Below are 25,151 nucleotides of genomic sequence, written 5' to 3' on the forward strand. Positions count from 1 at the left end.
GGATCATCGCGTCAGGATACCGATCACCCGCGACAGCGCATTGGCATCGACGGTGGCGTCCACGCTCACCCTGATGCCCGACGGCAGCTCGATACCGATCACTCCCTCGCTGCGTGCCGCAGGACGGCCCGCTTTTGCTCCACCGTCCACCGCCGTCGGCCCGGCAGCGGCCAACCCGTTCAAAGAGCGGCAATCATCCCTGCGAACGGCAGCCGCGCAAGGCCGCCGTCAGACCCCGCTTACTTTGATCGCGTGCAAGCCCGACCCGCGTCGAACGTTGAAAGATGACATTGGAGCTAGCTTCGATGTAGAGGTTCGCACACTCCCTTTGGACGTCACATCCGACGAAATGCTGCCGAAGGTTGCGGCAGCCACTGATGGCATCGAAGTTGGCCTGCTAATCTACAACGTAGGTGCGAGCGCCCCGTGCGGAAGCCGCATTGTTCACAAGCACAGATATCGCGGCGATGAGCTTTGCCCAATCATCTCACTAAAATATGCCGACGATCTTCCCGGCATAAAATAGGACGCTACCATATTCTGGCAGCGTCCTATCACATTTCAGATCAGACGATTCCCGCGCCCAAGCCGACCGGTTTGCGCTCCTGCGCCTTGCGCTCGCGCCACAGGCTGGCGCGGTAGGTTGTAAGGACATCAATCGCGCCACCAGCTTCCAACCGTGCCTTGGCGATGATCGGTGCCACGTCGACATTATAAGCACGGCGCAGCGCCTGGAACGCCATCATCGTGTCATTGCCTTCCTGCGCGGCGTGCAGCGCGCCCCGATCAACGAGTAGTGCCTTGGCGTAGCAAGCCGTGATCGTCTCGGCAGACGAAAGCATGGATTCGATCGGGTCGGTCACATTATGCGACTGGTCGATCATGTAGCTGGGGTTGAACCCGTCGCGCGGATGCAGTTCCGCCTCGACCAGCTCATTGAAGACCAGATACAGCTGGTGCGGGTTGATCGAACCGCTGTCCAGATCGTCGTCGCCATATTTGCTGTCGTTGAAGTGGAACCCGCCCAGCTTGCCGAAACGGTGGAGGCGGGCCACGATCTGCTCGATGTTGACATTGGGCGCATGGTGGCCAAGATCGACCAGGCACTTGGCCTTCGGACCCAGCTCCTGCGCGGCGAGGATCGACGAACCCCAATCCGAAATGACCGTCGAATAGAAGGCCGGCTCGAACATCTTATGTTCCAGCAGCATCCGCCAATCGTCGGGCAGCGCCGCATAGACCTGAGCTGCGGCTTCCAGATAGCGGTCCAGGCTGCGGGCGAAGTCCTGCTGGCCGGGGAAGTTGGTGCCGTCGCCGACCCAGACAGTAAGGTCGGTCGAACCCAGTTGGCGGCCGATCTCGATGCATTCGATGTTATGCTCGACGGCCTGCTGGCGCGTCGCTTCGACCGTCGAGGACAGCGATCCAGTGGCGTAGGTTTGGGCCTGTCCGGGCTGATCCTGGAAGGTGTTGCTATTGACCGCATCGAACCCAAGACCAAGGCTCTGAGCTTCCTCGCGCAGGCCCTTGTAATCGCTTACCTTGTCCCAGGGGAAGTGCGGCGAGACGCGGGGCGTGACACGGCTCAGCTGGTTGATGACGGCGCAATCTTCCAGCTTTTCGTGGATGTTGGTCGGTTCGCCCGCGATCGGGAACTTGGCGAAGCGGGTGCCGCCCCGTCCCGCGCCCCAGCTGGGTACGGCGACGGAAAAGCCCGCCACGCGGTCCTTGATCGCGTCGATGTCGATGCCGGTGCGCGACAGCTTGCGGCCGAGCGCGGCATAATCTTCTTCCAGTGCTTGCGTGTCGCGGGCATTGGATTCCGCGATCAGCTCGGCGGAAATGGGCAGATTGCTCATGATAATAGCCTCTCCTGATCGATCAGCGCGTGAACGCCTGGGCGTTGCCTGCATCGACATTGATCATGTTACCGGTCGATTTGGCCGACATGTCGCCAGCGAGGAAGTAAACCGCTTCAGCGATGTCGGACGGCAGCACGTCGCGCTTCAACATCGAACGCTGGCGGTAATGTTCCTCCAGTTCCTTGCCGGAGTCGATACCGTGCGCGCCAGCACGTTCCTTGCGCCAGTCGCCGTCCCAGATCTTGCTGCCCTTGATGACAGCATCCGGGTTCACCGTGTTGACGCGGATGCCGAAGGGCGCGCCCTCCAGCGCCAGGCAGCGCGCCAGATGGTTGGCGGCGGCCTTGGCGGAGGCATAGGCCGACGCGTTGGTCGCGGCGGCAACGCCATTCTTCGAACCGATGAACACGATCGAGGCGCCGCCCTGCTCCTTCATCCGCTTCATCAGCGGGAAGGCGGCACGAGCGGTAAGGAAATAGCCCTCGGCCAGCACGTCGTAATTCTTGCGCCACAGGGCGACGGTGGTTTCCTCGATCGGCGCCGACGAAGCGATACCTGCATTGGCGACCAGAATGTCGAGGCCACCAAACTCACGGGCGCAATCGTCGAACACGGCCTGGACCTGCGCTTCGTCGGTCACGTCGCACACGGCGGCGCGGATCACATCCTTGCCGAACTGTTTGGCAAAGCCCGCCCGCACTTCTTCAATCGCGTCGGCGGCACGGTCGGCCAGCATGACGCAGGCACCGTCCGCCAGCAGGCGTGCAGCGGTCGCGGCACCAATGCCGCCCGCGCCACCGGTTACCAAGGCGATCTTGCCGACGAGCGGCTTGGGCTTGGGCATGCGTTGGAGCTTTGCTTCTTCCAGCAGCCAATATTCGATGTCGAACGCTTCCTGTTCGTCCAGCGCGATATACTCGCCGATCGCTTCGGCGCCACGCATGACGTTGATCGCGTTGCCGTAAAACTCACCGGCCAGACGCGCGGTCGTCTTGTCACCGGCGAAGGTGATGCGGCCGACGCCCGGCACCAGCACGACGATCGGGTTGGCGTCCCGCATCGCGGGCGAGTTGGACCGCTTGCAACGCTCATAATAGGCCGCGTACATCTCGCGATAGGCCGCGATCTGCTCCGCCAGATAGGCGTCGTCCTGCAATTTCGCCGGATCGAGCGGCAGCGGCGCGATCTTGGTGCGCAGGAAGTGGTCGGGGCAGGAAGTGCCCAGCGCGGCAAGGCGCAGGAACTCGGACGAACCCACAAACTCCAGCGCTTCGGCGTCATCCGAATAATGGCCGACCTTGGTGCGCGCGCCGGTCATCAGGCCGCGCAGGCGCGGCATCAGATCGGCGGCGATCGCTGCACGATCAGCATTAGGAGCAACGACCCGGCCGCCGAAGGCAGGCTTTTCGGCCAGCTTGGCGTTCAGATAATTGGCGGCGTCCGCGATCAGCTCGACCGTATGTTCGTAGCAGGACTTGGCGCTGTCGGCCCAGCAGATGATGCCGTGGCCCGCGAGCATTACGCCTTCGACGCCGGGGTTGGCCTTCACATAGTCGCGCAGCTGCACGCCCAGTGTGTAGCCGGGGCGCTTCCAGGGCAGCCAGCCGATCTTGCCGCCCCAGATTTCCTTGGTCGCGGCTTCGCCGCCGGAAGAAGCGGCAAGCGCGATGATGGCGTCGGGGTGGACGTGATCGACATGTGCAAAAGGAAGTAGCGAATGCAGCGGGGTGTCGATCGAGGCGGCGCGGGGATTCAGGTTGAACGTGCAATGGGGCAGGTAGCCGACCATCTTGTCGTCGTCGTCGGGACCGCCATAATGTTTCTCAAGGCCTAGCAGCTTTTCCTGATAGAGCGTTGAAAAGCCATCCAGCTTCATCGAACCGATGTCGCCGCCGGAACCCTTGACCCACAGCACTTCGGTCTGCGCGCCCGTCAGGGGATCGGTCTCCACGATCTTGGCGGAGGTGTTGCCACCACCAAAATTGGTCACCGTCAGGTCCGAACCGAGCAGATTCGACCGATACAAGAGCAATTCGGCAGGGCTGAGAGTCGCGGCGACGCCGTCATCCCAGCGGCTGGAGGGGACGGCAAAGGGGATGGCCGCCGACGAGACTGGATTTTGCATGTTCATGGCGCTCCTATTATCATTTGCGCTTTCCTCGATCAATCCTTTGCGTTACTAATCGATCATATTCGATCAAACAATATGAGAAAAGTTTCATGCGGGAGGACGAACTGAACCGCGGCTTCGCTATCATCGTCGATATCGGCAAAACGCTGAGCAAAGTGTCCCTTTGGTCTCGCCAGGGCCAGATTCTGGATCGACAGGTCCGCCCGAACGAGGTGCGGATCGAGGACGGGATTCGCCGCCTCGACACCGCAGGCATCGCCGCATGGCTCACAGAATCACTCTCGCGCTACGCGTCGAGTCCTGTGGAAGTCATCGTCCCCGTCGCGCATGGCGCAGGCGTGGCTGCGCTTGTCGGCGATGAACTTGCCTTCGCGCCGCTCGATTATGAGCAGTCTATTCCGAACGAGATCATGGACGCCTATCGCAAGGAGCGCGACGCCTTTGCGATCACCGGTTCGCCCGCCCTGCCCGACGGCCTTAATATCGGGTCGCAACTGTACTGGCTCGAACGCCTCTACCCCGCCGAGATGGCGGCGGCGACGCTGCTGCCCTGGGCTCAATATTGGGGCTGGTTCCTGTCGGGAACCGCAGCGACGGAAGTGACAAGCCTCGGCTGTCACAGCGACCTCTGGACGCCCGATCAGGCCCGCTTTTCACCGCTGGCCGAACGGCTTGGCTGGGCGAAGCGTTTTGCGCCGCTGGTCAAGGCCGCGGACAGCCTGGGCACTATCCGGCCCGAACTGGCGGAGCGCACCGGCCTTTCGCCCAATATCCGCGCTCTTGCCGGGCTGCACGATTCCAACGCGGCGTTGCTCGCCGCGCGCGGATTTGAAGAGATCGCACAGGGCGATTCGACGATCCTATCCACCGGCACCTGGTTCATCGCGATGCGCCTGCCGAAAGAAGCTTTGGCGACCAGCAGCCTTGCCGAAGGGCGCGATTGCCTGGTGAACGTCGATGCCTATGGATGCGCCGTGCCATCGGCCCGCTTCATGGGCGGACGCGAGATCGAGACGGTGATCGAATTTGACACACGCCGCGTCGATATCAAACCCGATCAACCAGCCTTGCTGGCCGCTGTGTCCGAGGTCGTACTATCGGGCGCGATGTTACTGCCGACGTTGGCGCAGGGCTTTGGCCCCTACCCCACCGGCAGCGGCAACTGGATTGCACGGCCGGAAGACTGGTATCAGCGGCGCGCGGCGGTCTGCCTGTATGCAGCATTGGTCGCCGACACGATGCTGGACCTGATCGGCTCACGCGATCGACTGCTGGTCGAGGGACGCTTTGCCGATGCGGAGGTGTTCGTGCGGGCTCTGGCTTCGCTGCGGCCCGAAATGCAGGTCTATACGGCCAACGCCCATAATGATGTGTCCTTCGGTGCACTGCGCCTGATCGATCCGAGCCTGAAGCCGCAGGGATCGCTCAGCCTTGTCAAACCGCTGGATCAGGATATTTCCTCTTACCGTTCCAGTTGGTTGGCTGGAATTGGTGAGATGGTTTCTTAAAGGTTTCCGCGAATGCCGATAGCCAGCGTTGCCGATTTCCGCGAGGCCGCCCGCCGCCGCCTGCCCCGGTTCCTATTCGAATATATCGATGGCGGTTCTTACGCCGAAGTGACGCTGCGCAAGAATGTGAGCGAACTCAGCGACATCGCGCTCCGCCAGCGGGTGCTGCGCGATGTTTCGGAACTCGATCTTTCGACTAACCTGTTTGGGCAGAAGCTGGCTCTGCCGGTGGCGCTCGCGCCGATCGGCCTGGCCGGGCTGAATGCACGGCGCGGCGAATGTCAGGCGCTGAAGGCGGCCGAAGGCGCTGGCGTGCCCTTCACCCTGTCAACCGTGGGCGCCTGTTCGCTGGAGGAAGTCTCACGTGCGGCATCGCGTCCTTTCTGGTTTCAGCTGTACATGATCCGGGACCGGGCCTTTATGAAGGACCTGTTGGCCCAGGCAGCGGCGGCCAATTGTTCGGCGCTTGTCTTCACCGTGGATATGCCGGTGCCCGGCAGCCGCTATCGCGACTATCATAGCGGGCTTGCCGGGGCGGACGGCCTGAAGGGTGCAATCTGGCGTACCGCTCAAGCCGCCATGAAGCCCGGTTGGGCATGGGATGTGGGCGTTCGCGGCCGCCCCCATACGCTGGGCAATGTCGCTCCCGTGCTCAAGGGCAAGACCGGGATTGAAGATTTCTTCGCCTGGATGCGCAATAATTTCGACCCGTCGATCAATTGGCGCGATCTGGATTTCATCCGATCCGAATGGAAGGGGCCGTTGATCATCAAGGGCCTGCTCGACCCCGAGGACGCGCGGGAGGCCGCTGCGCTGGGCGCGGACGGCATCATCGTGTCCAACCATGGCGGGCGACAGCTGGACGGCGTGCTGTCCACGGCCCGCGCCCTGCCCCCGATTGCCGAGGCGGTTGGCGACAAGCTGACCGTGCTGGCCGATGGCGGCGTCCGATCGGGTCTGGACGTGGTGCGCATGCTGGCGCTGGGCGCCAAGGGCGTGCTGCTGGGCCGAGCCTGGGCCTATGCCTTGGCTGCGCAGGGGGAAGCGGGCGTTACGAAGATGCTGCAATTAATTGAAGCCGAAATGCGCGTGGCGATGGCGCTCACCGGCTGCTCCAATATCGCCGACATAGATCAGAGCATTTTGGCCGGGAGGGACGTGTAATGAGTGCGGGAGCACAGAAGGACAATTGGCGGGATACGATCCTTGCGGGTCTTGCCAACTATATCGACGCTGGTTCGATCGTTGCCGGCTCTGCCGCACTCGCGCTTTGGCAGGAACATTATAAGCTGTCGAACGACTTCATCGGCCTGATCGGCGCGTTCGGCCCGAACGCGATCGGCGCGGGCGTTGGTGCCTATGTTGGCGGGCGGTTGTGCGACAAGCTGGGCCGGAAAAAAATCTACCAGTGGGACATGCTCGTCTACGCGGTCGGCATGGCGCTGCTGGTCTTTGCCTTTGCGCCTTGGATGATCGTGGTGGGCTTCCTGATCGTTGGCGTCGCGGTTGGCGCCGACATTCCGGCATCCTGGTCGCTGATCGCGGAGCAAGCGCCCGATGACAGGCGCGGCAAGCATTCAGGCGTCGCGCAGGTGCTGTGGTATCTGGGTCCGGTGGTCGTGCTGCTGCTCAGCCTGGCGCTGACCAGCCTTGGAGAATTGGGCGCTCGCATCGTCTTTGCCCATCTGCTGGTGATTGCCCTTGGCCTTACCTTCCTGCGTTCGCGCATGAAGGAATCCGAGCGCTGGGAAGCCGCGCAGAAGGAAGGCACACCCAAATTGCCGGTGTCCACGCTGTTCCAGCCCAAATATCTCGCCTCCATCCTGGGTCTGGTTGGCATGTATGGTTTCTGGAACCTGTGGGCGGGAACCAACGGCTTCTTCTTCCCCTATATCCTGCGCACAGTTGGCGCTGCCACACAGGCGCAGTCGGTCGCGATCCAGGCGCTGTCCTTCGCGATCGGCATGGTTTCCATCGGTCTGGTCTTCATGCGCTATGCCGACAAGGTGAACCAGCGCACGATGTTCGCGATTTCGGCGGCGATCCAGATCGTCGGCATGGCGTTGCTCGCCATCTTCCCACTGACTATCCCGGTGGCGCTGCTCTACGTCTTCCTGCTCCAGTTCGGCGGCGGTTTCGGTGCGCAGAGCTTCTTCCAGCTGTGGAGTTCGGAGATGTTCCCGACGATGCTCCGGTCCACGGCGCAGGGGCTGTGTTTCGCCATCGTCCGCATCAGCCTTGGCATATTCAGCTTCTTCGTGCCGATGCTGAGCGCTACCGGCTTCACAACACTGGCGTGGATTTTGACAGGCTTCCTCGTCATAAGCGGCGTCATCGGCACCCTTTGGGCGCCGCGCAACCAAGGCAAGTCGCTGGAACAGCTTGAAGCTGAACGGGCGGCTGCCTGATCAAGGGGGTTTGGGGACAATGCACGCGGAAGAGCGCGAAAGGCTGATCATCGAAGCAATGGGCCTTACCGGCTTCGTCAGCTATCGCGCTCTTGAATCGCGGCTTGCGGCGTCCCCCGCCACCATCCGCCGTGACCTTTCCCGCCTTGAAGAAGGGGGCGTGATCCACCGTGTTCGTGGTGGTGCAAGGTTGACGGAAAGCCATGGCGGCAAGCCTGAAGGCGCCGCCCGGCTCGCGGGTACGCCCTTTGCCCAGTCGATAACGGAAAATCTGGCGCAAAAGCGATCGATCGGGCGGGCCGCCGCCCAGCTATGCCAGCATGGTGAAGGCATCATGATCGATGGCGGCACGACGACATTGCAGATGTGCCCGCATATTGGCGGACTGGACCTGTCGGTGCTGACCAATTCGCTGCACATCGCCAATGCGCTGCTGCCTCAGTCGGGGACGCAGATATTGCTGCCTTCCGGGACATTGTTCAGGGAGCAGAACATCATTCTTGCGCCTGCGGGTGAAGAGTCGATGCCGCGATTCCATGCGCCCAAACTGTTCATGGGCGCGGCGGCGGTGGGGCCTCAGGGGGTGATGCAACAGGACGTCATCCTGGTTGCCGCCGAACGCCGCCTGATTGATCGGGCGGAACAGGTGATATTGCTGGTCGACAGTAGTAAATTCACCTCTTCATCGGGCGCGATCGTTTGCGGCCTGAATGAAGTGGATATTGTCGTGACGGATCCGGGCGTCGCACCGGGAGCGATGGAGATGCTGGATAAAGCCGGGGTGAAGGTGATCATCGCTGAGGTTTGATCGCCTGCCGCCAAGCATATAAAGAGCAGGCGAGATATCGCGGCAGCTTTTTCAGCCATCGCGGCATCTCGCCCGCTTTCTATTCAAAAAGTCTTGCTTGAGCGAGTGTTACTCCTCGCCATTGTCCTTCACGCCAACGGTTGGGACGTCGATGGTTTCCTTTTTGGAGCCGACGACTACTGCCTTCGAATCGACGTCCACCTTGGGAAGCTCTCCGCCCTTCACGCTGACTTCCGGAACATCGCCGCCAGATACGTCGGCCTTCCAGAAGCCGGTGGCAAACAGGATGCCGACAATTGCCAGAATGACGACCAGCACGATTGCGACAGTGCGCCCGCCGTTGCTCTTGTGAACGACCACGCGGTCTCCGGTATAGGGATCTTTATGTACTTCGGCCATCTTGTACCTCCTCCAGGTGGATATTGAACAGCTGGACCTTCAGCTTGTTCCGTCGCCGGCCTAGAAGAAGCAGAGCGTCGCTCTCATCAGGTCACGCTGTTCAAATCCACTCCGCGCGTTTCGGGGGCGGCAACCACGGCGATCAGGGTGAGGAGCAGACCGCCTATCACATAGGCGGCGACCAAGCCCGTTCCGCCGCTCGCCTTATATAATGACAGGGCGATGATGGGGGCGAGAGACCCCGCCACGATGGAGGTCGCCTGATAGGCGATGCTGGCTCCCGAATAGCGCAGGCGCGTTGGGAAGAGTTCGGTGATCATCGCGCCCTGGGGAGCATACATGGCGCCGTGCGCTACCATCGCGATGGTGATTGCCAGTCCGACGGTCCAGATCGTTCCGCTGTCGAGCAGCGAGAAGAAGATCGTGAACCAGGCTGCAACGCATATCGCGCCCGCGCCATATACAAGCCTGCGTCCGATCCTGTCCGACAGTGCGGCAAAGAAGGGCATGGTCAGGCATTCAAGGGCAGAGCCGATCAGCACGGCGTTGAGGACGAGCGAACGGTCGCCGCCCCTTATTTCCGTCCAATAGGTTATCGAGAAGGTTGCGGCGACATAGTAGCAGATATTCTCGCCGAAGCGGAGCCCGGCTCCGGTGAGCAAGGCGCGGCCTTTGCGCCGGATTGCCTCTACGGCCGGGAAGCGTTCGACCCCGCCTGCCGCCGCTTCGCGCGCGAAAACCATACTTTCCGAAACGGCGCGGCGGAGCCACCAGCCCACGAATACCAGCACGATCGACAGCAGGAACGGGACGCGCCAGCCCCAGGCCATGAAGTCCGCTTCCGTCAGCAGCGCGGAAGATATGGCGAAAACGGCAGCGGCCAGAAGGTTGCCTGCGGGCGCGCCGACCTGCGGCCAGCTGGTCCAGAAGCCGCGTTGCGAAGCAGGCGCGACCTCCGCCACGATCAGGACTGCCCCGCCCCACTCCCCGCCGACGGCGAAGCCCTGAAGCAGCCGAAGCAGGACGAGCAATATCGGCGCCCAGGTTCCTATCTGCTGATAGGTGGGCAGGAAGCCGATAGCAGTCGTGGAAAGGCCCATGGTGAGCAGGCTGATCATGAGCAACGTCTTGCGTCCGATCCGGTCGCCGAAATGGCCGAAGACCACGCCGCCGAGCGGCCGGGCTAGGAAGCCGAGGGCATAGGTCGAGAAGGCGAGCAGCGTGCCTGTCAACGGATCGAAAGACGGGAAGAACAATCGGTTGAACACCAGCGCCGAAGCCACGCCATAGATGAAGAAGTCGAACCATTCGATCATGGTGCCGATCAGGCTGGCGCCCACGACCGTCCGTAGCTCACGCTTGTTGACGCCAGATGTCGCCGCAACGGCCGGTGTGTTCGTCCCGGTCAGCATAGCCCCTCCTGCCCTTCTTGCTCCCAGACGCCTGCATAGAGGCGAACGGCCCGAGTGAACAAGGGCGTGAATTGGTGAAGCCTGAATATCGTGGAACCAATATTCGCTCGGGTCGTTGGAGACCGCCGGGATGGAATTGATTGCCCTGTATTGCAGGGTCTGGATGTTCGATCAGGGAATGGGTCTAAAGGGGGAGCGAGCTTCCTGTGCGCTTGAAGCGTTACAGGGGCTCTTTTTTAAAATGCAGCATGTCAAATCGTCGATCACGCAGGCAGGGCTTTATGCGGCGTTGGCCGTCCTGCTCGCCCTTCCCTTTCTCGCCGACATAATCTTTCCGTTGGGAACCGCCGTATGGGTGGCATATTTGCTGCCGCTCGTGCTGTCCTATGTCGCCCGGCGTCCACTGGTCCCGATCGTCGTTGCAATAGCCGCGACACTATTGATGATTATCGGCTTCACCCTTGCCCCGGCCGGTGTCGATCCTCAAGTCGCCATCACCAACCGTTCGCTGGCGGGCGTGACCTGCTGGATCCTGGCGATTGTCGGCGTCCTGTTCATTCGCAACCGCCTGGCGATATCGCGGGAGGAATGGTTGCAAAATGGGCAAGTTGGCCTTGCCAAGGCAGTGGGTGGGGAGCAACCGCTGGATACACTGGCGTCGAGCGCCCTTACGTTCATGGCCGATTATCTTCAGGCGCAGGCAGGGGCGCTTTATATCGCCAATGGCGAGGGTTTCCGCCGCTACGCGACCTACGCCGTTCCTGCCGACGCACCCCTGCCCGAACGCTTTTCGGTGGGAGACGGCTTGCTCGGTCAGGCGGTGAGCGATCGCCGCAGCTTTTTCCTGAAAGATGTGCCCGAGGGCTATCTGTCCTATGGATCGGCGCTGGGCCAATCGAAACCGGACAGCCTGCTGATCAGCACCACGCAGGCTGACGGCACCATCAATGCCGTCATAGAACTCGGACTTTCCAAGGACGCGGACGGCGATGCGCTGGCATTGCTCGACAGGATCGCGGGGCAACTGGGTGTTGCCATTCGTTCCGGCAAATATCGTGCGCGCCTGCGGGAATTGCTGGAGGAAACGCAGCAGCAGGCGGAAGAATTGCAGGCGCAGAGCGAAGAACTGCGCGCCAATAATGAGGAGTTGGAGCAGCAAAGCCGCCAGTTGCAGGAATCGGCCGCACGGCTGGAGGCGCAGCAGGCGGAACTGGAGCAGACCAACGCCCAGCTGGAGGAACAGGCGCGACAGTTGGAGATTCAGCGCGATGATCTGACCCGGGCACAACATTCGCTGCAAAACCAGACGGGCGAACTGGAGCAGGCGAGCCGCTATAAATCCGAGTTTCTGGCGAATATGAGCCACGAACTGCGCACCCCGTTGAATTCGCTGTTGATCATGGCACGGTTGCTGGCGGAAAATCGCGGCGGCAATCTCTCCCCCGATCAGGTCCGCCATGCGGAGACGATCGAAACGTCGGGCAATGACCTGCTGACCTTGATCAACGACATTCTCGACATTTCGAAGATCGAAGCGGGCAAGCTGGAATTGCAGCCCCGCCGCATGAGCATCCGCGCGCTCACCGAGAAGATGGACGCGATATTCGCGCCGTCCGCGCAGTCCAAGGGGCTGGCGTTCGACGCAAACCCCTCCCCCAACGCACCAACCGAGATGGAAAGCGATCCTCAGCGGATCGAACAGGTGTTGAAAAATTTCCTGTCGAACGCGATAAAGTTTACCGAGCGCGGATCGGTCAAGCTGAGCGTCAGCAGCACGCCCGATGGGCGCATTGCGTTTACCGTGCGCGACACAGGCGTCGGCATCCCGGCCGAGCAGCAGCAGGTGATTTTCGAAGCGTTCCGCCAGGCGGACGGCACGGTCAGCCGGAAATATGGCGGCACTGGCCTTGGCCTTTCCATTTCGCGTGAACTCGCCCGGTTGCTGGGCGGCGAAGTGCAGGTAGAAAGCACCGCTGGCGAAGGCAGCGCCTTCACGCTGATCCTGCCCGAGCGATATGACGGCGCGGCAGCGGCATCGGCGGACAGGATACGGCCTGCCGAGCAGTTCCGATCCGCGCCATCCAATCCCAAGCCTAGCCGCCCGCGCCGAGGCCCCGCTGCGCAGGACGATCGCGAAAGATTGTCGGGGGACGCCCGCGTCATCCTGATCGTTGAGGATGATCCTGTTTTCGCCAAGATCCTTTGCGATGTCGCGCATGAACTGAATTTTCAGTGCCTGATCGCCAGCACCGCGGATGAGGGCGCTCTGATGGCACGGCAATATGTGCCCAATGCCGTCATTCTGGACATGAACCTGCCCGATCATACCGGCCTGTCCGTGCTGGACCGGATCAAGCGCGACGTACGCACCCGCCATATCCCGGTGCATGTGGTGTCAGTGGATGATGACAGCCAGGCGGCACTTTCAAGCGGCGCGATCGGTTATCTGTTCAAGCCGGTGAAGCGCGACGCGCTGGTCGAGATGCTGGAAGGGCTGGAAGCACGCATGGCGCAGCGCATGCGCCGCGTTCTGGTGGTGGAGGATGATGCGCAGCAGGCCGAAAGCGTCAAGCTGCTGCTGGCGTCGCGCGATGTCGAGACGGTGGAGGCGCATTCCGCTGCGCGATGTTTCGAACTGCTTGGGCGCGAAACATTCGACTGCATGGTGCTGGACCTCAACCTGCCCGATGCGTCCGGCCTCGACCTGCTGGAGCGCCTGAGCGCCGACGAAGCCGTCGGCTTCCCGCCCGTCATCGTCTACACTGGGCGCGACCTCGCCCAGGAAGAGGAGATGCGGCTGCGGCGGTACAGCAAGTCGATCATCGTCAAGGGCGCGAAGTCGCCTGAGCGACTGCTGGATGAGGTAACGCTGTTCCTGCATCAGGTCGTGTCGGACCTGCCCGAACCGCAACAGGCGCTGATCGCCAAGTCGTTGAACCGCGACGCGGCGCTGGATGGGCGTGAAATCCTGGTGGTTGAGGACGATATTCGCAACGTCTATGCCCTCACCTCCATATTCGAGCCGCACGGCGCGAAGGTGCGTATCGCGCGCAACGGGCGCGAGGCGCTCCAGACGCTGGACGAGGCGGCGCGCGGCCTTTCCGATCCGGTCGATCTGGTGCTGATGGACGTGATGATGCCGGAGATGGACGGCTTGACCGCCACGCGCGAAATCCGGTCGCAGCCTTGGGGCAGGCAGATGCCGATCATTGCGCTGACCGCCAAGGCGATGGCGCGCGACCAGCAGGATTGCCTGGACGCGGGCGCGAACGACTATCTTGCCAAGCCGCTCGATGTCGACAAGCTGCTGAGCCTCACGCGCGTGTGGATGCCGCGATGAGCGAGGAGATATTTGCGCCTCACGAGGAGTTGGAACTCGATTTGCTGCTGGAGGCACTTTGGCGGCATTATCATTATGATTTTCGCGGCTATTCGCGTGGTTCGCTTCACAGGCGCCTGGCCCGCGCGCAGCAACGGCATGAATGCGAAAGCCTGTCGCAACTCCAGCATCTGCTGCTGCGCGAGCCGGCGGTGTTCGCAGACCTGATGGGTTTCCTGACCATCCAAGTGAGCGAGATGTTTCGTGATCCGGCCTATTTCCGCGCGCTGCGGGAAATGGTGGTGCCGCACCTTCGCACCTATCCTTCGCTCAAGATCTGGATCGCGGGCTGCGCCAATGGCGAGGAATTTTATTCGCTGGCGATCCTGTTCCGAGAAGAAGGGCTGGAAGATCGCACGATCTTTTATTGCACGGATATCAGTCCCGCCGCGCTCAAGAAGGCGGAGGCAGGGATATATGATCTCGACCGGATCGCGCAGTTTACGGAAAATCACCGGCTGGCTGGCGGCAAGCGGTCGCTGTCCGACTATTATACCGCAGCCTATGGCGCGGCAGTGTTCGACAAGACGCTGCGCCGCCGCGCGGTGTTCGCCGAGCATAATCTCGCCAGTGACGAGGTGTTTGCCGAAGTGCAGCTGGTATCGAGCCGCAATGTGCTGATCTATTTCGATCGGGACTTGCAGGACCGTGCGCTTGGGCTGTTCGGCGGATCGCTGGTGCGCGGCGGGTTCCTGGGGCTGGGATCAAAGGAGACGCTCCGCTTTTCCCGCTATTCCGAGGCCTTCGCCGACTTCCACGAGGCTGAAAAAATCTACCGCCGCAACGTCAAGGATATGGAGGATCTGCGCCATGCCGCCTGAAAAGCCCAAGATCCTGGCTGTCGATGACGTTGAGGAAAATCTGACGGCGTTGGATGCCCTGTTCGCGGGGGAAGGCATCGAACTGCTCAAGGCGCGGTCTGGCGTTCAGGCACTCGAACTGCTGCTGGTGCATGATGTCGCACTGGCACTGCTGGACGTGCAGATGCCGGGCATGGACGGCTTTGAACTCGCCGAACTGATGCGCGGCACCGAACGGACACGCAGGGTCCCCATCATATTTCTGACGGCGGTCGCGACCGATGAACGGCGCCGCTTTCGCGGGTATGAAGCAGGCGCAGTCGATTATCTGCTGAAGCCGGTCGATGCGCATATCCTGCGCAACAAGACGGCGGTTTTCGTCGAGCTATTCGGGCAGCGGCAGGAACTGGCCCGGCAGCGCGACGAGATTGCCGCCGCCCTCGCCCGGCTGCATGCCCATAGTGACAATTCCCCGCTGGCGATCATCGAATTCGATGCCGGACGACACATCGTGGCATGGTCCAACGGGGCAGAGCGGCTGTTTGGATGGCGGGCGCCGGAAGTCGCTGGTTTCAAGGCGGACGAGCTGAAATGGATCGACCCGGAAGACGAGGCCACGTTCGACAGCCTGATGAGTGACCTTATCGCCGGGCGATCCGTTCGCGCGGTTCAACATCTGCGCATGCGGACGGCCGAGGGGCCGACGTTGGAATGCGAATGCTATTGTTCTGCGCTGCTCAATGGGCAGGGGCGGCTCGTGTCGGTCAATGTCCAGGTGCTGGACGTGACGGAAAGGAAGCGGGCCGAGGATACGCAACGCCTGCTGATCGGGGAACTCAACCATCGGGTTAAAAACACCCTCGCCTCGGTTCAGGCGATCGCGGTGCAGACATTGCGGCATTCATCGGGTCCGTCGGACTTTGCTCCAACCTTCACCGGGCGCATCCATGCCCTCGCCCGCGCGCACTCATTGCTGAGCAGCACGACATGGCAAGGCGCGTCGCTGCGGGAACTGGTCAATGGGCAGATTGACATTGGCGCTATCGATCTTGGGCAACTGACTATCGAGGGGCCGGAACTGGAACTGGCGCCTGAACTGGCTTTGCACGTCGCACTCATCCTGCATGAGCTGGTTACCAACGCGCATAAATATGGCGCGCTTTGCATCCCGGCGGGAACTGTGTCGCTATCGTGGAAGATGGAGCGGGACCGGCTGTTAATCCGCTGGGTGGAAAGCGGCGGGCCTCCCGTCACTCCGCCGTCACGTAGAGGGTTTGGCACGGCCCTCATCGAACGCAGCCTGAAGGCGGAAGGCGGCCAGGCCAGCGTAGAATATGAGGAAAGCGGGGTTTGCTGGACCATGACGCTGCCGTGCGGGCCACGGATCAGCCGGATCAATACCGCCAGTTCCGTCCTGAACTTGAGCGAAGAGGCGGTGGCTGTGCAAGGCGGCGCGATAGCGGGGCGCAGTTTCCTCATCATCGAGGATGAACCGCTGGTTGCGATGGAGATTGCCAGCATTTTGGAGGATGGCGCCGCCGCTGTCACCATAGCGGGATGTGCGCAAGAGGCTCTGGCGTTGATGCAGCATGCGGATTTCGACGCCGCGCTGCTGGATGGCAATTTGCAAGGCGTGCCGGTGGACGATGTGGCGGCTGCGTTGTCGGAAAGGGAGATACCTTTCGCCTTCGTCACAGGATATGGGCGCGAGAGCCTTCCTGAACAGTTTCAGGATCGATTGCTGATCAGCAAACCGTTCGATCCCAAGGCATTACTGCACTGTAGTGGCAAGCTGTGTGAGGAAAATAACGGGGCTGTTTCAGGCGGGCTCGACAGTCAATTCGGCGATTTCGAACAGGAATCTGCGCCACCCGCGCATCCTTGAAGCCTCCTCTGCCGCCGCACGTTTCCTCTTCGCCTCGGCGAGCGATTTAACATGTCCCCAGAATATTTCCGTTTTGCCATTTTCCAGTTCGGCAACGATCCGCCAATAATGGGTGAAGGGGTCGGTCGTCGGCCCGATCCGCTTAACATATCCATCCGGCATCGTTGCTGTCAGATATCGTCTTTTCCGCTTCGCCATGCCCTTTCCTACCATAGATGGTGCAAATTCGCGCAACAGCCACCATGTAGGGGGCATGGAAAAATTCACTGCCGCCTCCCTCCTACTCCATCGGCTTTCGCTTACGGCCCACTGCCCGGTGCGCGCATGAACGAGAGCATTGCTTATATCGGCTTGCTGGCTGACGAAGAGATTGAGCTCGACAGCGCCGCCTTGATGTTGAGCGCTCTTGACCATGAAGGGATCGACGTCGAACCCTATCTGGCCCTGCTGCGCGAAATAGGCGACGCGATCGAGGCGGAACGAGCGGACATCGACGACGATGATCTGCAAACGGGAGAAGCGCAGGGCGCCCTTCTCGCGCATATATTCAGCGGCGAGTTCGGCTTTGAAGGCGATAGCCTGAGCTATGACGCGCCCTTGAACGGCGACATGATTCGGGTGCTGGATCGTCGAAGGGGACTGCCGGTCAGCCTTTCCATCCTTTATGTCGCTGCCGCCCGCCGCGCCGGATGGCAAGCGCATGCGCTGAACACGCCCGGTCATGTCCTGATCAGCATTGGGCCTGATGAGGCTCCGGCGATCATCGATCCTTTCCGACGCGGTGCGCTGGTGCAGGACGGGCAAGTGGCCGGGCTTCTCACCGTCGCCGCATCGACGGGCAGGCAAGACGTTTCGACGCTTGAGCCAATGTCGAACCGCATGACCCTTGTGCGCCTGCTCCTCAATCAGGCCACTCGGGCGGAACAGGCGAGCGACACATGGCGTGCCTGCTCGATTTATGAGCGCATGACGGTGGTTGCACCCGAACATGATGCAGGCTGGTGGGCGCTTGCCCGATTGCAGTTGGAACATGGCGAGGTGGAAGCCGCCCGTGGAAGTCTGTGCGCCATGCTGGAGATAAGCCGAGATCCTGAGCGCCGCCGCTATGTTGCCGCAGCGCTCAGCCGGTTATCCGGCCAATCTCAGGCGTGAGTGATCGGGCGTGAGGATCTTGGCCCTGAGACTCCCGTCACTTGTTCAATCCCTCCTCAAGTCATTCCCCGCGCGTTCCATGGCGGCGCCTGCATCTTCCTTCGCTTCCCGGGCCTCGCGCCTTGCATCATTCGTGGCATTGCTCGCCGCCACCCCGATCTGGTTCGTGCCCCTGTCGATCGCCCGCTCGGCATGATCGAGACCATTGTCGATCTTCGCTCCTGCCTGATCGACCGCCCGGCTGACGTCATTGCCAATCGCTGATCCCGCATTCTCGAGGCTGTCAGCTGCCTTTTCCGAGCAGGCGGACAGGCCCATCCCCGCGACAATCACCAAAGCGGCCACAATTGATGCTTTCATGCTTCCCTCATCTTGCTGTCAAACGCAGCCCAACCGTTAGCCAGCCTTATGGTTGCCTGTGAGTCAGCGGCTACGCAGGCCGGAAACCATCGATCGATCCGCGTCGGGGATCAAGCCTTCCAGCACGCGCCAGAAGCCCGTCACCGACCCCTGCCCCGCCTGCGCATAAGCCGCCGCCATCTTTTCACGCAGTGCGCGGAACAGCTCGGCCTCCAGCATCTTGCCCGACGCGCTGAGCCGCAACAGCTTCTGCCGCCGGTCGCTGGCCCCCTGCCGCGTTTCGATATAACCACGCTCTATCAGGTCATTGAGCACCCTGCCCAGCGACTGCTTGGTGATGGACAGCAAGCGCAGCAACTCCTTCACTGTCAGGTCCGGCTGACGCGAAATAAAATAGAGCGCGCGGTGATGCGCACGCCCTAGCCCCTGTGCCGCAAGCCCGTCGTCGATCGACCGGGTAAGCGCGGAATAGCCGAAATACAGCATCTCGATCCCCCGCCGAATCTCATCCTCGCGCAGGAAGAGGGGCGACGCAGGCGTGATCTGCGAAACCGGTGCGTTGGCGGGCGAACTGTTTGCATTCATGCGAGGCGTCCAGGAAGATTTCGAAGCCCGCATATTGGCGAAGCCATCGTGACATGACTAGGCTTTCCTTTCGCGCAACAGACGCTATATGCCGTCCCGCGCGGCGGTCGCCGCACACATGCTGGGGCGTCGCCAAGCGGTAAGGCAGCGGCTTTTGATGCCGCCATGCGCAGGTTCGAATCCTGCCGCCCCAGCCAAGTTTTTCCCAACATACTGCCAAACCTGGCTTTTCGGACGACGCCGGAACCGTGGTGGGGCATTTGCTACAGAGCCCTGCTACAAAGTTGGGGCTTTGTGCGGATGGGAGCCATCCCGAATACGGTCAGGCGCGGGGGCGTCTATCATTTCCGGAGGGCGGTGCCGTCGGCGTTGCGGGTACGGCTGGCACGCAGCGAATTGACATGCAGCCTCCACACGCACCAAGCAGGAGAAGCGCGGTTCCTGTCGCGCTGCCTGTATCTGCGGTCGGAGGAATTGTTCGTGGTTGTCGAGAGCGCGCCCATGCTGAGCGATGAGGATATCGCGGCGCTGGTGAAGGATTTTTACTCTACGATTCTCGCCAAGGACGATCATCACCGTTTGATGGCCGACGTGCCAGATCAGTTCCGGGAAGCGCGAGCGGAGCATTACCGGCAACTGGCGGAAAGCGCGAAGGAACATCTTGCCGAGAATGCCTATGGGACTGTGCGGGAGATCACCTCCGTTATGCTGGCGCGCCGCTACGGGCTGGATGCGAAGTTCGACAAGCTGAGCGTTCGGAAGGTCGGTCATGCGATGTTGCGTGCGGGCGTCGAAGTGGCCGAGACCCTGCGCGCGAGGGCAGAAGGCGATTTCAACTATGAACCGCGCGACAAGCTTCTCGTGGAGGCGCTTCGGGAGAGCCCGAAGCTTCCCATATCAGTGCCGTCAACAACCTATGTCGAATCGCCCCCGTTTATTGCAGGTCCCAATTTTTCCGAGGCCGCCGAGAAATTCAGAGAGGCCCAACTGCGCCGCAAGGTTTGGGAGCGCCAGACTTACCTTCAGGCACGCGCGACCTATTCCCTCTTCTGCGAGTTCGCGGGCGACCAACCTCTCGGCCATTATGTCCGCACCGACGCGGCGCGCTTCAAGGCGCTTCTGGAGGATCTGCCCGCCAACTACAGCAAGGCCGTGAAATTCCGTGACCTGTCGGCGCAGCAGATCGTAGAGCAGACCCGTGACAAAGATGTTGCGCGTTTGTCGTCGCGTACCGTGCAGCGACATTTCGCAGCCTTGTCCACTCTGTGGGATAGCGCTATCGAACAGGCCACAGCGACGACCAATATCTTCAACGACTGGAAATTCGTCGCTGCAAAGCGCGCACGGGATCAGCGGCACATGTGGACTAGCGAGAATCTGGAGGCACTGTTCAAAACGCCTATATGGGCGGGCTGCCAATCGGAACATCGGCGCTCGAAGCCGGGGACGCATATCATCCGCGACGAGAAATTCTGGCTACCCCTGATCGCTGTGTTCTCCGGAATGCGCCAGGAGGAAATCTGCCAGCTGCGTTTGGAGGACGTGCGCCAAGCGGAAGGGATTTGGGTTTTCGATCTCAGGGAGGGCGAGGGCCGACAACTCAAAAACAGCAATGCGATCCGTAGGGTGCCGATCCATCACACCCTTATCGCGCTGGGCTTGCTCCGGTACGCCGACCAACTGCGGGAACAGCCGGCCCATCTGTTATTTCCGAATCTACAGCCGGGCGGCGCGGATGACCGGCTGGGCCACAATTATTCGAAATGGTTCACGCGCTATCGGCGTGATACGGCGCTCTATGCCCCAGGGCTGGATTTCCACTCCTTCCGTCATAGTGCAACCACGTTCATGAAGCGCACAGGCGTCTCCGACTCTGTCATTGATGAAGTGACCGGCCACGCCACAGCGGGCGAAACGGCCCGCTACAACAAAGGGCTGACCGTCGCCAACTTGAAGGAGGCAATCGATAAGATCGATATAGGCGTCGATCTTTCGCACCTGTCGGCTGCTTCCGGTCAGCTCGATCATCGGGCAGGCTGAATGACTAAGAAGGGTGGAAGGCGGACTGTCTGCTTTTACGCCGAGTAAGTCTCTAACTGACGGTTGAGTCGCGGGCGTTGGACGCCGTAACGATCCATGTGGCCGCGCTCAAGTTCACGCCCGCTTCCATCGCCCGGGCATTTATCACCGCGCGAACGCGCGGTTCAACCTCATCACGAAAGTGCGGCTCGTCGCGCAGAGCCTTGCCAAGCGCGCCAACCTGCATCACCACCGTCATCGTCTTGTCGACGTCACCACAAGAAACCTCTGTCTCGAATGGATCGACCGCAATTTCCGCGAAGCCTGCCCCATGTAGAACATCTCTGATGCGAAGCGGTTGTTCGAAGCTGACATGGGGTGCATTGGCCAACTTTAAACCCGCTGCCTCCAGCGGAAGGTAGTCCAACTCGTTTTCTGCGATTGGTTGCCAGCACACAAATCCTATCCGACCGCTTGGACGCAGCATCCGCCGTAGGTTGCCAAACGCCTGAATGGGGTCGGCGAAAAACATGACTCCAAAGCGAGAGTAGATGATATCGATGCTCTGATCCGGTAAATCGAGACAGGCGGCATCTGCCTTTTCCAGCTTAACCCATGGTAGATGACCTGCTCTCGCACGTGCGGCCTCCAGAGAATGCGGCGCTATATCGACACCGATCACACATCCAGAGGATCCCGTTCGCTCGGCGAGCTGGAGCGTCGATTGGCCTGTGCCACACCCAACGTCCAGAACGGTTTTTCCTGTCATGGACCCAAGAGCATTCATGGCTGCTAAACCAAGGGGAGACATTTGCAAGTCAATTAGCTCGGCAAGCACAACCCGCGCGCGGTCAGCAACGTCAAGCAGGTTCTCAGCCAATTGGACTACCAAAATCCGTTGGAATTAACGCAATGATAACTTCTACTTTTAGGAACAGCACTGTCAACCAGCGACGACCGGAATTGGTCGCGACCTATCAGTCAGGTTATTGCGCATGGGGCGATTGCAACCGTTCAACCTCCATCAAAGCTGACTGAGCGCCCGAACGGAGCCACGTCCCCTGAAGCGCCGCTCGGGTAGGATCAGAACGATAAAGCTCCAAGGATGCGGCGTCCGGAAAATAAAGAAGATGAACTTCAAAGCACCCATTAATAGAGCGAAGCCGCTCCTCAATCCTTGCTCCATATTGCGCCAACAATTTGAGTGCCTTGGACTCATACTCTTCAAAAAGATCAAGGTCCGCGCCGGAAAGATCGATCTGTGCCAAGATTAGCATATTGCCTCCGCCCGCTGTCTAGAGAAAAGAACGAGCACCTGATCGTCAGCATGTGCCTATAGCTGAGGAGATGCTTCGGCGATCAGGACTGTTTCCATTAGCCGGTCAGCGGAGCAACACGTCCGGTAAGCGCGGCAAGGAATCTGCCCGGTTCCTCGAACATGGGTAGATGAGCAGAATGTTCAAACCACACTGTCTCCTTAACCGGTGCGGCTATTTCTGCGAGCCATTGCTCCGCAATGTGAGGCGAACTAACGCGATCATGACGCCCGAGAAATAGCAGTACCGGAATTTCGAGATGTTTGACGCCAGAGAAGCTGATTGACGCAAGCTGCGGCCAAACGCGTGGCATTGTGAATGCGAAGCCATCCCCGATGGCTTTGCCATCGGCAAGACTATGCGCCGGCGAAAGCAAAAAAGAGTGTGAATGAAAGCCTGTCTCATTCCTGTAAGCCGCGAAGCCGCCGAAGGTGCGTACCCACTTGCGCTCAGCTCGCGTCTTTTCGAGGTCGAGGGCTTGATCCTTTGGATAAGGTGAGATTGCAGTCAATTCCGCTAATGCGTCGCTGTTGTCCGTTCTGGTCGCTTCAGACAAAGTCCAAGCGTAGCCCTCGCGCTCATTTTGGAGGAAATCTATAACCTGGGCGACACCCACATAAGCGTAGAGAAGTTCGGGGCGTTTGATTGCGACCGCTAGGCCCACGGCGGAGCCCCAGCTGTGACCAACGAGAATAACCTTCCGCTTTTCGTAGCGCTTGCAAAGCCACTCAATCAGTTCGATGGCGTCGTCGCGGTAACGGTCGAGCGACAGCGTAGGCCCAAGCGTCTCTGGATCGTTAAGTGGATAGGACAGGCCTGCACCACGCTGATCCCAGTGCGCGACGGTGAAGAAATCTTCCCACGGCCTTTGATAGGTCCAGGCAATCGGAAGCTCTGTTGATGCTGGGCCACCATGGACGAAGACAATGATCGGGTTCGAGGCGTCGGTGCCACGGACTGCGACAACCTGCCGGGCTCCGCCCAAATCAAGGGCGAGTTTCTCATCGACTGCGTCCGGCATAGGCAAGCGCTGCATTTCGGTGAGAAGAGCGCGTCCGGCTGCGTAAGGGTCACCGTCACTCAAAGCTACATCCCCTTATTGCTTCTCCTATGGATGATCGTGGCAGGGAAGCTGCCAGTCTGCAATCTGGATCAAGGGTGTTCGTGTGGACGACGCGCTTTGGTCGCCTACCGCTGGGCAGTTTTCCAAACCCGGACCCGGCCAGCACGTTACCGGCCGCTTGGAGTAATTCGCAGGTAGGGAGCGACGATGCTGGGTGGGTTGCTGAATGGCGGCTGGTGGGAGAACAAGCTCGAAGAGCAGTCATTTGCAGCGACGACTACAAGCCCCATTTTGGTCCATCGCTCGATAGATGAATTGGAATTGCCTCTCCGGTAACCGATACCGTTGGGCCTCCAAGCTCATTCCATCGAAATAGGTTCACGTGCCATCCGCCCGGGATCATGCGTGAACGATCGATTATGCCATCTGCGCCCGCCGCACGCGCTTTATCCGCGTTACGCCATGAGGGAGGCTCCTGTCCGGCCTCCAACGCCTGTCGCCAGCCCGCATTCGACAAATCGCGGTTGATGCCGAGGACTCGACAGACACGCTCATCATGCTGATCGAGCACATGGGCTTCGCCTACGATCAGTGGCACTACGACACGTGGCCGACCATCTTCTCGGATGTAGCCCGAAACTGCGATCATCGCCCATTCCAGGCGCGGACTCATGTAGAGTACGGCTTGGCCCGGACGATGGTAGCGCCCTGCGCTCTCTGGCCGGGGAGGCGCAAGAACGTCATCTACCCGATCTGCGAGAACAGACCGGAAAAACTTGCCGCTGACCGTTCGCAAGCCTGGGCTCAGATCGTTCGCCATTGAGCCAGCCTACCTGTCGGCGGACGGGGGCACAACGACTGTTTGGGATGGATGGTTGGCTAAGCTCTATCGCAACAAATGGTCGCCTGCTGCTGCAACTTGCCTCCCGTCAAGTTGCCTCCTGCCGCCAACCGAAGCAGCGGACTGGCGCTCCCGTGATGGGGTGGGCCGTGTCCTTTATGACCCGGAGACCGTGACGCTCATAGAAGCGGTGCCCCGCTACATTGGCAACAGGAGTCCGAAGCGTAAATCCTGTTGCAAGCTGCTGCTTCGCTTCATCAAGCAGCGCTGCGCCAATGCCCTGGCGTTGAGCTTCTGGCGCGACGAAAAGCTGATCGAGAATGCTGTCCTTGGGGATGGTCGCAAGTAGCCCGACGATATGACCGTCAACCACGGCAACCTTCAGGCACCAGCCGTCTTCGACGCTTCTGATAATCCGATCTGACAAAGTACTTGGATCATCAAGGGCAGGGGCGCCTCCATCCATCTGGGTAGCACTTTCATACCAAACAGCGGCGACAGTTTCGTATTCGTCGAGCTGGGCCAGTCGGATTTCCATGTTCATGACATAACGAAACAACTTTCCCCCTGCCAGCCTTCCGTGGCGTGCGGGTGGACAATGTCTGGCGTCACCGTCCGCTTCAGAGCATCACGCATTGGCGCATGAATTACCCACTATGGTCGTTTACGGCTGGGCTGCTTGCCTGCCTCTAGGTCGGCCTGTGTATCGTGCCCGATCCACAATCAATTGCCTCCCATCGGGCCTCATGAAAATGGCGGAAACGCTGGGGGAGTTGCCGTCCGAAACGCTGGACAGGTCGGTCGCGACGGCGCATAAATTTCTGGCGCTCCCGCGCCATACCTCCCCCTCTACACTGCCTTCCCCTTTATCCACCTTCCCTATACCCACACCTTTCTCTTCCTCCCTTTCCTCCCCAGACCAATGAAGATTCGAAGAGGAAGATATGAGGTTTGAGAATATGCCGGTCGCGGCAATCCAGCCATGCGACGGGCGAGCGATAGTTGCAGCGATCGATCGCCTATTCATCCAGGGTATCGATGTCCGACGGCCCGAGGGTGCACCCTTCCAGCTTAAGCTCCCCCACGGCTTCAACTATTATCCAACGACCGGAAAAATCTTTCGCGATGGTGCTCCGGCTGCGTTTCGGCAGAAAGGTATCGACGCCTTACTCCTGATTCTCCGCGAACATGGAGACGGGCAAAGCGCTGCATAGATATCTGCC

General features: G+C 60.6%; 21 protein-coding genes, 1 tRNA gene and 2 pseudogenes. 11 read left to right on the plus strand and 13 right to left on the minus strand.

From position 1 onward, the window contains the following. Positions 1-3: 3 nt before the first annotated feature. The 3 genes and pseudogenes from AC6JBC_RS15280 to AC6JBC_RS15290 form a co-directional block, all read right to left on the minus strand. Positions 4-120: pseudogene (locus tag AC6JBC_RS15280) on the minus strand (IS66 family insertion sequence element accessory protein TnpB); the annotation flags it as partial. A gap of 446 nt (positions 121-566) precedes the next feature. Next, the gene (gene rhaI, locus AC6JBC_RS15285) at positions 567-1,859 is read right to left on the minus strand and encodes an L-rhamnose catabolism isomerase (protein WP_498026333.1); all 1,293 of its coding nucleotides are present in this window, start codon (positions 1,857-1,859) and stop codon (positions 567-569) included. A gap of 22 nt (positions 1,860-1,881) precedes the next feature. Continuing rightward, positions 1,882-3,993: a bifunctional rhamnulose-1-phosphate aldolase/short-chain dehydrogenase gene (locus AC6JBC_RS15290; protein WP_498026334.1), complete on the minus strand. Its 2,112-nt coding sequence runs from the start codon at positions 3,991-3,993 to the stop codon at positions 1,882-1,884. Between the two features lie 89 nt (positions 3,994-4,082). On the opposite strand from AC6JBC_RS15290, the gene AC6JBC_RS15295 reads away from it, so the two are divergent. From AC6JBC_RS15295 to AC6JBC_RS15310, 4 genes are read left to right on the plus strand one after another with little or no spacing between them, the layout of a single operon-like run. Beyond that, entirely contained in the window at positions 4,083-5,501 is a 1,419-nt protein-coding gene (locus tag AC6JBC_RS15295) for an FGGY-family carbohydrate kinase (RefSeq protein WP_498026335.1), read from the plus strand. A 12-nt stretch (positions 5,502-5,513) separates the two neighbouring features. Continuing rightward, positions 5,514-6,665, plus strand: coding sequence for an FMN-dependent L-lactate dehydrogenase LldD (lldD, locus tag AC6JBC_RS15300; protein WP_498026336.1), 1,152 nt, complete (start codon positions 5,514-5,516; stop codon positions 6,663-6,665). Continuing rightward, positions 6,665-7,909, plus strand: a complete 1,245-nt coding sequence (locus AC6JBC_RS15305; protein WP_464795195.1) for an MFS transporter — start codon at positions 6,665-6,667, stop codon at positions 7,907-7,909. The genes lldD and AC6JBC_RS15305 overlap by 1 nt, the downstream gene beginning before the upstream one ends. 19 nt (positions 7,910-7,928) lie before the next feature. Continuing rightward, the gene (locus AC6JBC_RS15310) at positions 7,929-8,717 is read left to right on the plus strand and encodes a DeoR/GlpR family DNA-binding transcription regulator (protein ID WP_498026337.1); all 789 of its coding nucleotides are present in this window, start codon (positions 7,929-7,931) and stop codon (positions 8,715-8,717) included. Between the two features lie 108 nt (positions 8,718-8,825). Here the strand turns inward: AC6JBC_RS15310 and AC6JBC_RS15315 are convergent, their stop codons facing one another. Together AC6JBC_RS15315 and AC6JBC_RS15320 are read right to left on the minus strand one after the other, a co-directional pair. After that, complete coding sequence (locus AC6JBC_RS15315; protein WP_498026338.1) at positions 8,826-9,116, minus strand: hypothetical protein; 291 nt, start codon at positions 9,114-9,116, stop codon at positions 8,826-8,828. Between the two features lie 86 nt (positions 9,117-9,202). Beyond that, a complete protein-coding gene (locus AC6JBC_RS15320; protein ID WP_498026339.1) occupies positions 9,203-10,528 on the minus strand; it encodes an MFS transporter in 1,326 nt (441 codons plus the stop codon). Between the two features lie 241 nt (positions 10,529-10,769). Here AC6JBC_RS15320 and AC6JBC_RS15325 point away from each other — a divergent pair, with 241 nt between their 5' ends. Genes AC6JBC_RS15325 through AC6JBC_RS15335 form a run of 3 tightly spaced genes read left to right on the plus strand, consistent with a single transcriptional unit; the run spans position 10,770 to position 16,592 of the window. After that, positions 10,770-13,868: a response regulator gene (locus AC6JBC_RS15325; protein ID WP_498026340.1), complete on the plus strand. Its 3,099-nt coding sequence runs from the start codon at positions 10,770-10,772 to the stop codon at positions 13,866-13,868. Beyond that, entirely contained in the window at positions 13,865-14,728 is an 864-nt protein-coding gene (locus tag AC6JBC_RS15330; protein ID WP_498026341.1) for a CheR family methyltransferase, read from the plus strand. Before AC6JBC_RS15325 ends, AC6JBC_RS15330 begins: the two co-directional genes overlap by 4 nt. Then, on the plus strand, positions 14,718-16,592 hold the full coding sequence (locus AC6JBC_RS15335) for a response regulator (RefSeq protein ID WP_498026342.1): 1,875 nt from the start codon (positions 14,718-14,720) through the stop codon (positions 16,590-16,592). The genes AC6JBC_RS15330 and AC6JBC_RS15335 overlap by 11 nt, the downstream gene beginning before the upstream one ends. Here the strand turns inward: AC6JBC_RS15335 and AC6JBC_RS15340 are convergent. Next, positions 16,527-16,790, minus strand: a complete 264-nt coding sequence (locus AC6JBC_RS15340; protein WP_498026343.1) for a hypothetical protein — start codon at positions 16,788-16,790, stop codon at positions 16,527-16,529. The genes AC6JBC_RS15335 and AC6JBC_RS15340 overlap by 66 nt on opposite strands. A 126-nt stretch (positions 16,791-16,916) precedes the next feature. Here AC6JBC_RS15340 and AC6JBC_RS15345 point away from each other — a divergent pair, with 126 nt between their 5' ends. Beyond that, positions 16,917-17,744, plus strand: a complete 828-nt coding sequence (locus tag AC6JBC_RS15345; protein ID WP_498026344.1) for a transglutaminase family protein — start codon at positions 16,917-16,919, stop codon at positions 17,742-17,744. Between the two features lie 45 nt (positions 17,745-17,789). Here the strand turns inward: AC6JBC_RS15345 and AC6JBC_RS15350 are convergent, their stop codons facing one another. Both AC6JBC_RS15350 and AC6JBC_RS15355 read right to left on the minus strand, forming a co-directional pair. Next, positions 17,790-18,104 (minus strand): hypothetical protein, encoded by a 315-nt coding sequence (locus AC6JBC_RS15350; protein WP_498026345.1) that lies wholly within the window; start codon positions 18,102-18,104, stop codon positions 17,790-17,792. A 63-nt stretch (positions 18,105-18,167) separates the two neighbouring features. Further along, the gene (locus AC6JBC_RS15355) at positions 18,168-18,689 is read right to left on the minus strand and encodes a MarR family winged helix-turn-helix transcriptional regulator (protein ID WP_449469244.1); all 522 of its coding nucleotides are present in this window, start codon (positions 18,687-18,689) and stop codon (positions 18,168-18,170) included. A 122-nt stretch (positions 18,690-18,811) separates the two neighbouring features. On the opposite strand from AC6JBC_RS15355, the gene AC6JBC_RS15360 reads away from it, so the two are divergent. The 3 genes and pseudogenes from AC6JBC_RS15360 (at position 18,812) to AC6JBC_RS15370 (ending at position 20,729) form a co-directional block, all read left to right on the plus strand. After that, positions 18,812-18,886, plus strand: a tRNA-Gln gene (locus AC6JBC_RS15360). A 103-nt stretch (positions 18,887-18,989) separates the two neighbouring features. After that, positions 18,990-19,157, plus strand: a pseudogene (locus AC6JBC_RS15365) (DUF6538 domain-containing protein); the annotation flags it as partial. 237 nt (positions 19,158-19,394) lie between these two features. Further along, positions 19,395-20,729, plus strand: a complete 1,335-nt coding sequence (locus tag AC6JBC_RS15370; RefSeq protein WP_498026514.1) for a site-specific integrase — start codon at positions 19,395-19,397, stop codon at positions 20,727-20,729. 52 nt (positions 20,730-20,781) lie between these two features. Here the strand turns inward: AC6JBC_RS15370 and AC6JBC_RS15375 are convergent, their stop codons facing one another. The 5 genes from AC6JBC_RS15375 to AC6JBC_RS15395 all read right to left on the minus strand — a co-directional run bounded on the left by AC6JBC_RS15375 (position 20,782) and on the right by AC6JBC_RS15395 (position 24,472). Then, complete coding sequence (locus tag AC6JBC_RS15375; protein ID WP_498026346.1) at positions 20,782-21,588, minus strand: class I SAM-dependent methyltransferase; 807 nt, start codon at positions 21,586-21,588, stop codon at positions 20,782-20,784. 106 nt (positions 21,589-21,694) lie between these two features. Then, the gene (locus AC6JBC_RS15380) at positions 21,695-21,976 is read right to left on the minus strand and encodes a hypothetical protein (protein WP_498026347.1); all 282 of its coding nucleotides are present in this window, start codon (positions 21,974-21,976) and stop codon (positions 21,695-21,697) included. A gap of 106 nt (positions 21,977-22,082) precedes the next feature. Continuing rightward, the gene (locus AC6JBC_RS15385) at positions 22,083-23,108 is read right to left on the minus strand and encodes an alpha/beta fold hydrolase (RefSeq protein ID WP_498026348.1); all 1,026 of its coding nucleotides are present in this window, start codon (positions 23,106-23,108) and stop codon (positions 22,083-22,085) included. Positions 23,109-23,364: 256 nt separating this feature from the next. Further along, positions 23,365-23,907 (minus strand): RES family NAD+ phosphorylase, encoded by a 543-nt coding sequence (locus AC6JBC_RS15390; RefSeq protein WP_498026349.1) that lies wholly within the window; start codon positions 23,905-23,907, stop codon positions 23,365-23,367. 109 nt (positions 23,908-24,016) lie between these two features. After that, positions 24,017-24,472 carry a GNAT family N-acetyltransferase gene (locus AC6JBC_RS15395; protein ID WP_498026350.1) on the minus strand — a complete coding sequence of 152 codons (456 nt, stop codon included), beginning with the start codon at positions 24,470-24,472 and terminating at the stop codon, positions 24,017-24,019. Between the last annotated feature and the right edge of the window lie 679 nt (positions 24,473-25,151).

It is taken from the genome of Sphingobium sp. RC1 (genome assembly GCF_059738765.1).

Coding starts and splice junctions, on each gene's coding strand:
- AC6JBC_RS15345 (WP_498026344.1), top strand. CDS start 16,917: ATGAACGAGAGCATTGCTTATATCGGCTTGCTGGCTGACGAAGAGATT.
- AC6JBC_RS15325 (WP_498026340.1), top strand. CDS start 10,770: ATGCAGCATGTCAAATCGTCGATCACGCAGGCAGGGCTTTATGCGGCG.
- AC6JBC_RS15390 (WP_498026349.1), bottom strand. CDS start 23,907: ATGGCGAACGATCTGAGCCCAGGCTTGCGAACGGTCAGCGGCAAGTTT.
- AC6JBC_RS15340 (WP_498026343.1), bottom strand. CDS start 16,790: ATGGCGAAGCGGAAAAGACGATATCTGACAGCAACGATGCCGGATGGA.
- lldD (WP_498026336.1), top strand. CDS start 5,514: ATGCCGATAGCCAGCGTTGCCGATTTCCGCGAGGCCGCCCGCCGCCGC.
- AC6JBC_RS15370 (WP_498026514.1), top strand. CDS start 19,395: ATGCTGGCGCGCCGCTACGGGCTGGATGCGAAGTTCGACAAGCTGAGC.
- AC6JBC_RS15315 (WP_498026338.1), bottom strand. CDS start 9,116: ATGGCCGAAGTACATAAAGATCCCTATACCGGAGACCGCGTGGTCGTT.
- AC6JBC_RS15395 (WP_498026350.1), bottom strand. CDS start 24,472: ATGAACATGGAAATCCGACTGGCCCAGCTCGACGAATACGAAACTGTC.
- AC6JBC_RS15330 (WP_498026341.1), top strand. CDS start 13,865: ATGAGCGAGGAGATATTTGCGCCTCACGAGGAGTTGGAACTCGATTTG.
- AC6JBC_RS15355 (WP_449469244.1), bottom strand. CDS start 18,689: ATGAATGCAAACAGTTCGCCCGCCAACGCACCGGTTTCGCAGATCACG.
- AC6JBC_RS15310 (WP_498026337.1), top strand. CDS start 7,929: ATGCACGCGGAAGAGCGCGAAAGGCTGATCATCGAAGCAATGGGCCTT.
- AC6JBC_RS15305 (WP_464795195.1), top strand. CDS start 6,665: ATGAGTGCGGGAGCACAGAAGGACAATTGGCGGGATACGATCCTTGCG.
- AC6JBC_RS15335 (WP_498026342.1), top strand. CDS start 14,718: ATGCCGCCTGAAAAGCCCAAGATCCTGGCTGTCGATGACGTTGAGGAA.
- AC6JBC_RS15295 (WP_498026335.1), top strand. CDS start 4,083: ATGCGGGAGGACGAACTGAACCGCGGCTTCGCTATCATCGTCGATATC.
- AC6JBC_RS15290 (WP_498026334.1), bottom strand. CDS start 3,993: ATGAACATGCAAAATCCAGTCTCGTCGGCGGCCATCCCCTTTGCCGTC.
- AC6JBC_RS15320 (WP_498026339.1), bottom strand. CDS start 10,528: ATGCTGACCGGGACGAACACACCGGCCGTTGCGGCGACATCTGGCGTC.
- AC6JBC_RS15350 (WP_498026345.1), bottom strand. CDS start 18,104: ATGAAAGCATCAATTGTGGCCGCTTTGGTGATTGTCGCGGGGATGGGC.
- rhaI (WP_498026333.1), bottom strand. CDS start 1,859: ATGAGCAATCTGCCCATTTCCGCCGAGCTGATCGCGGAATCCAATGCC.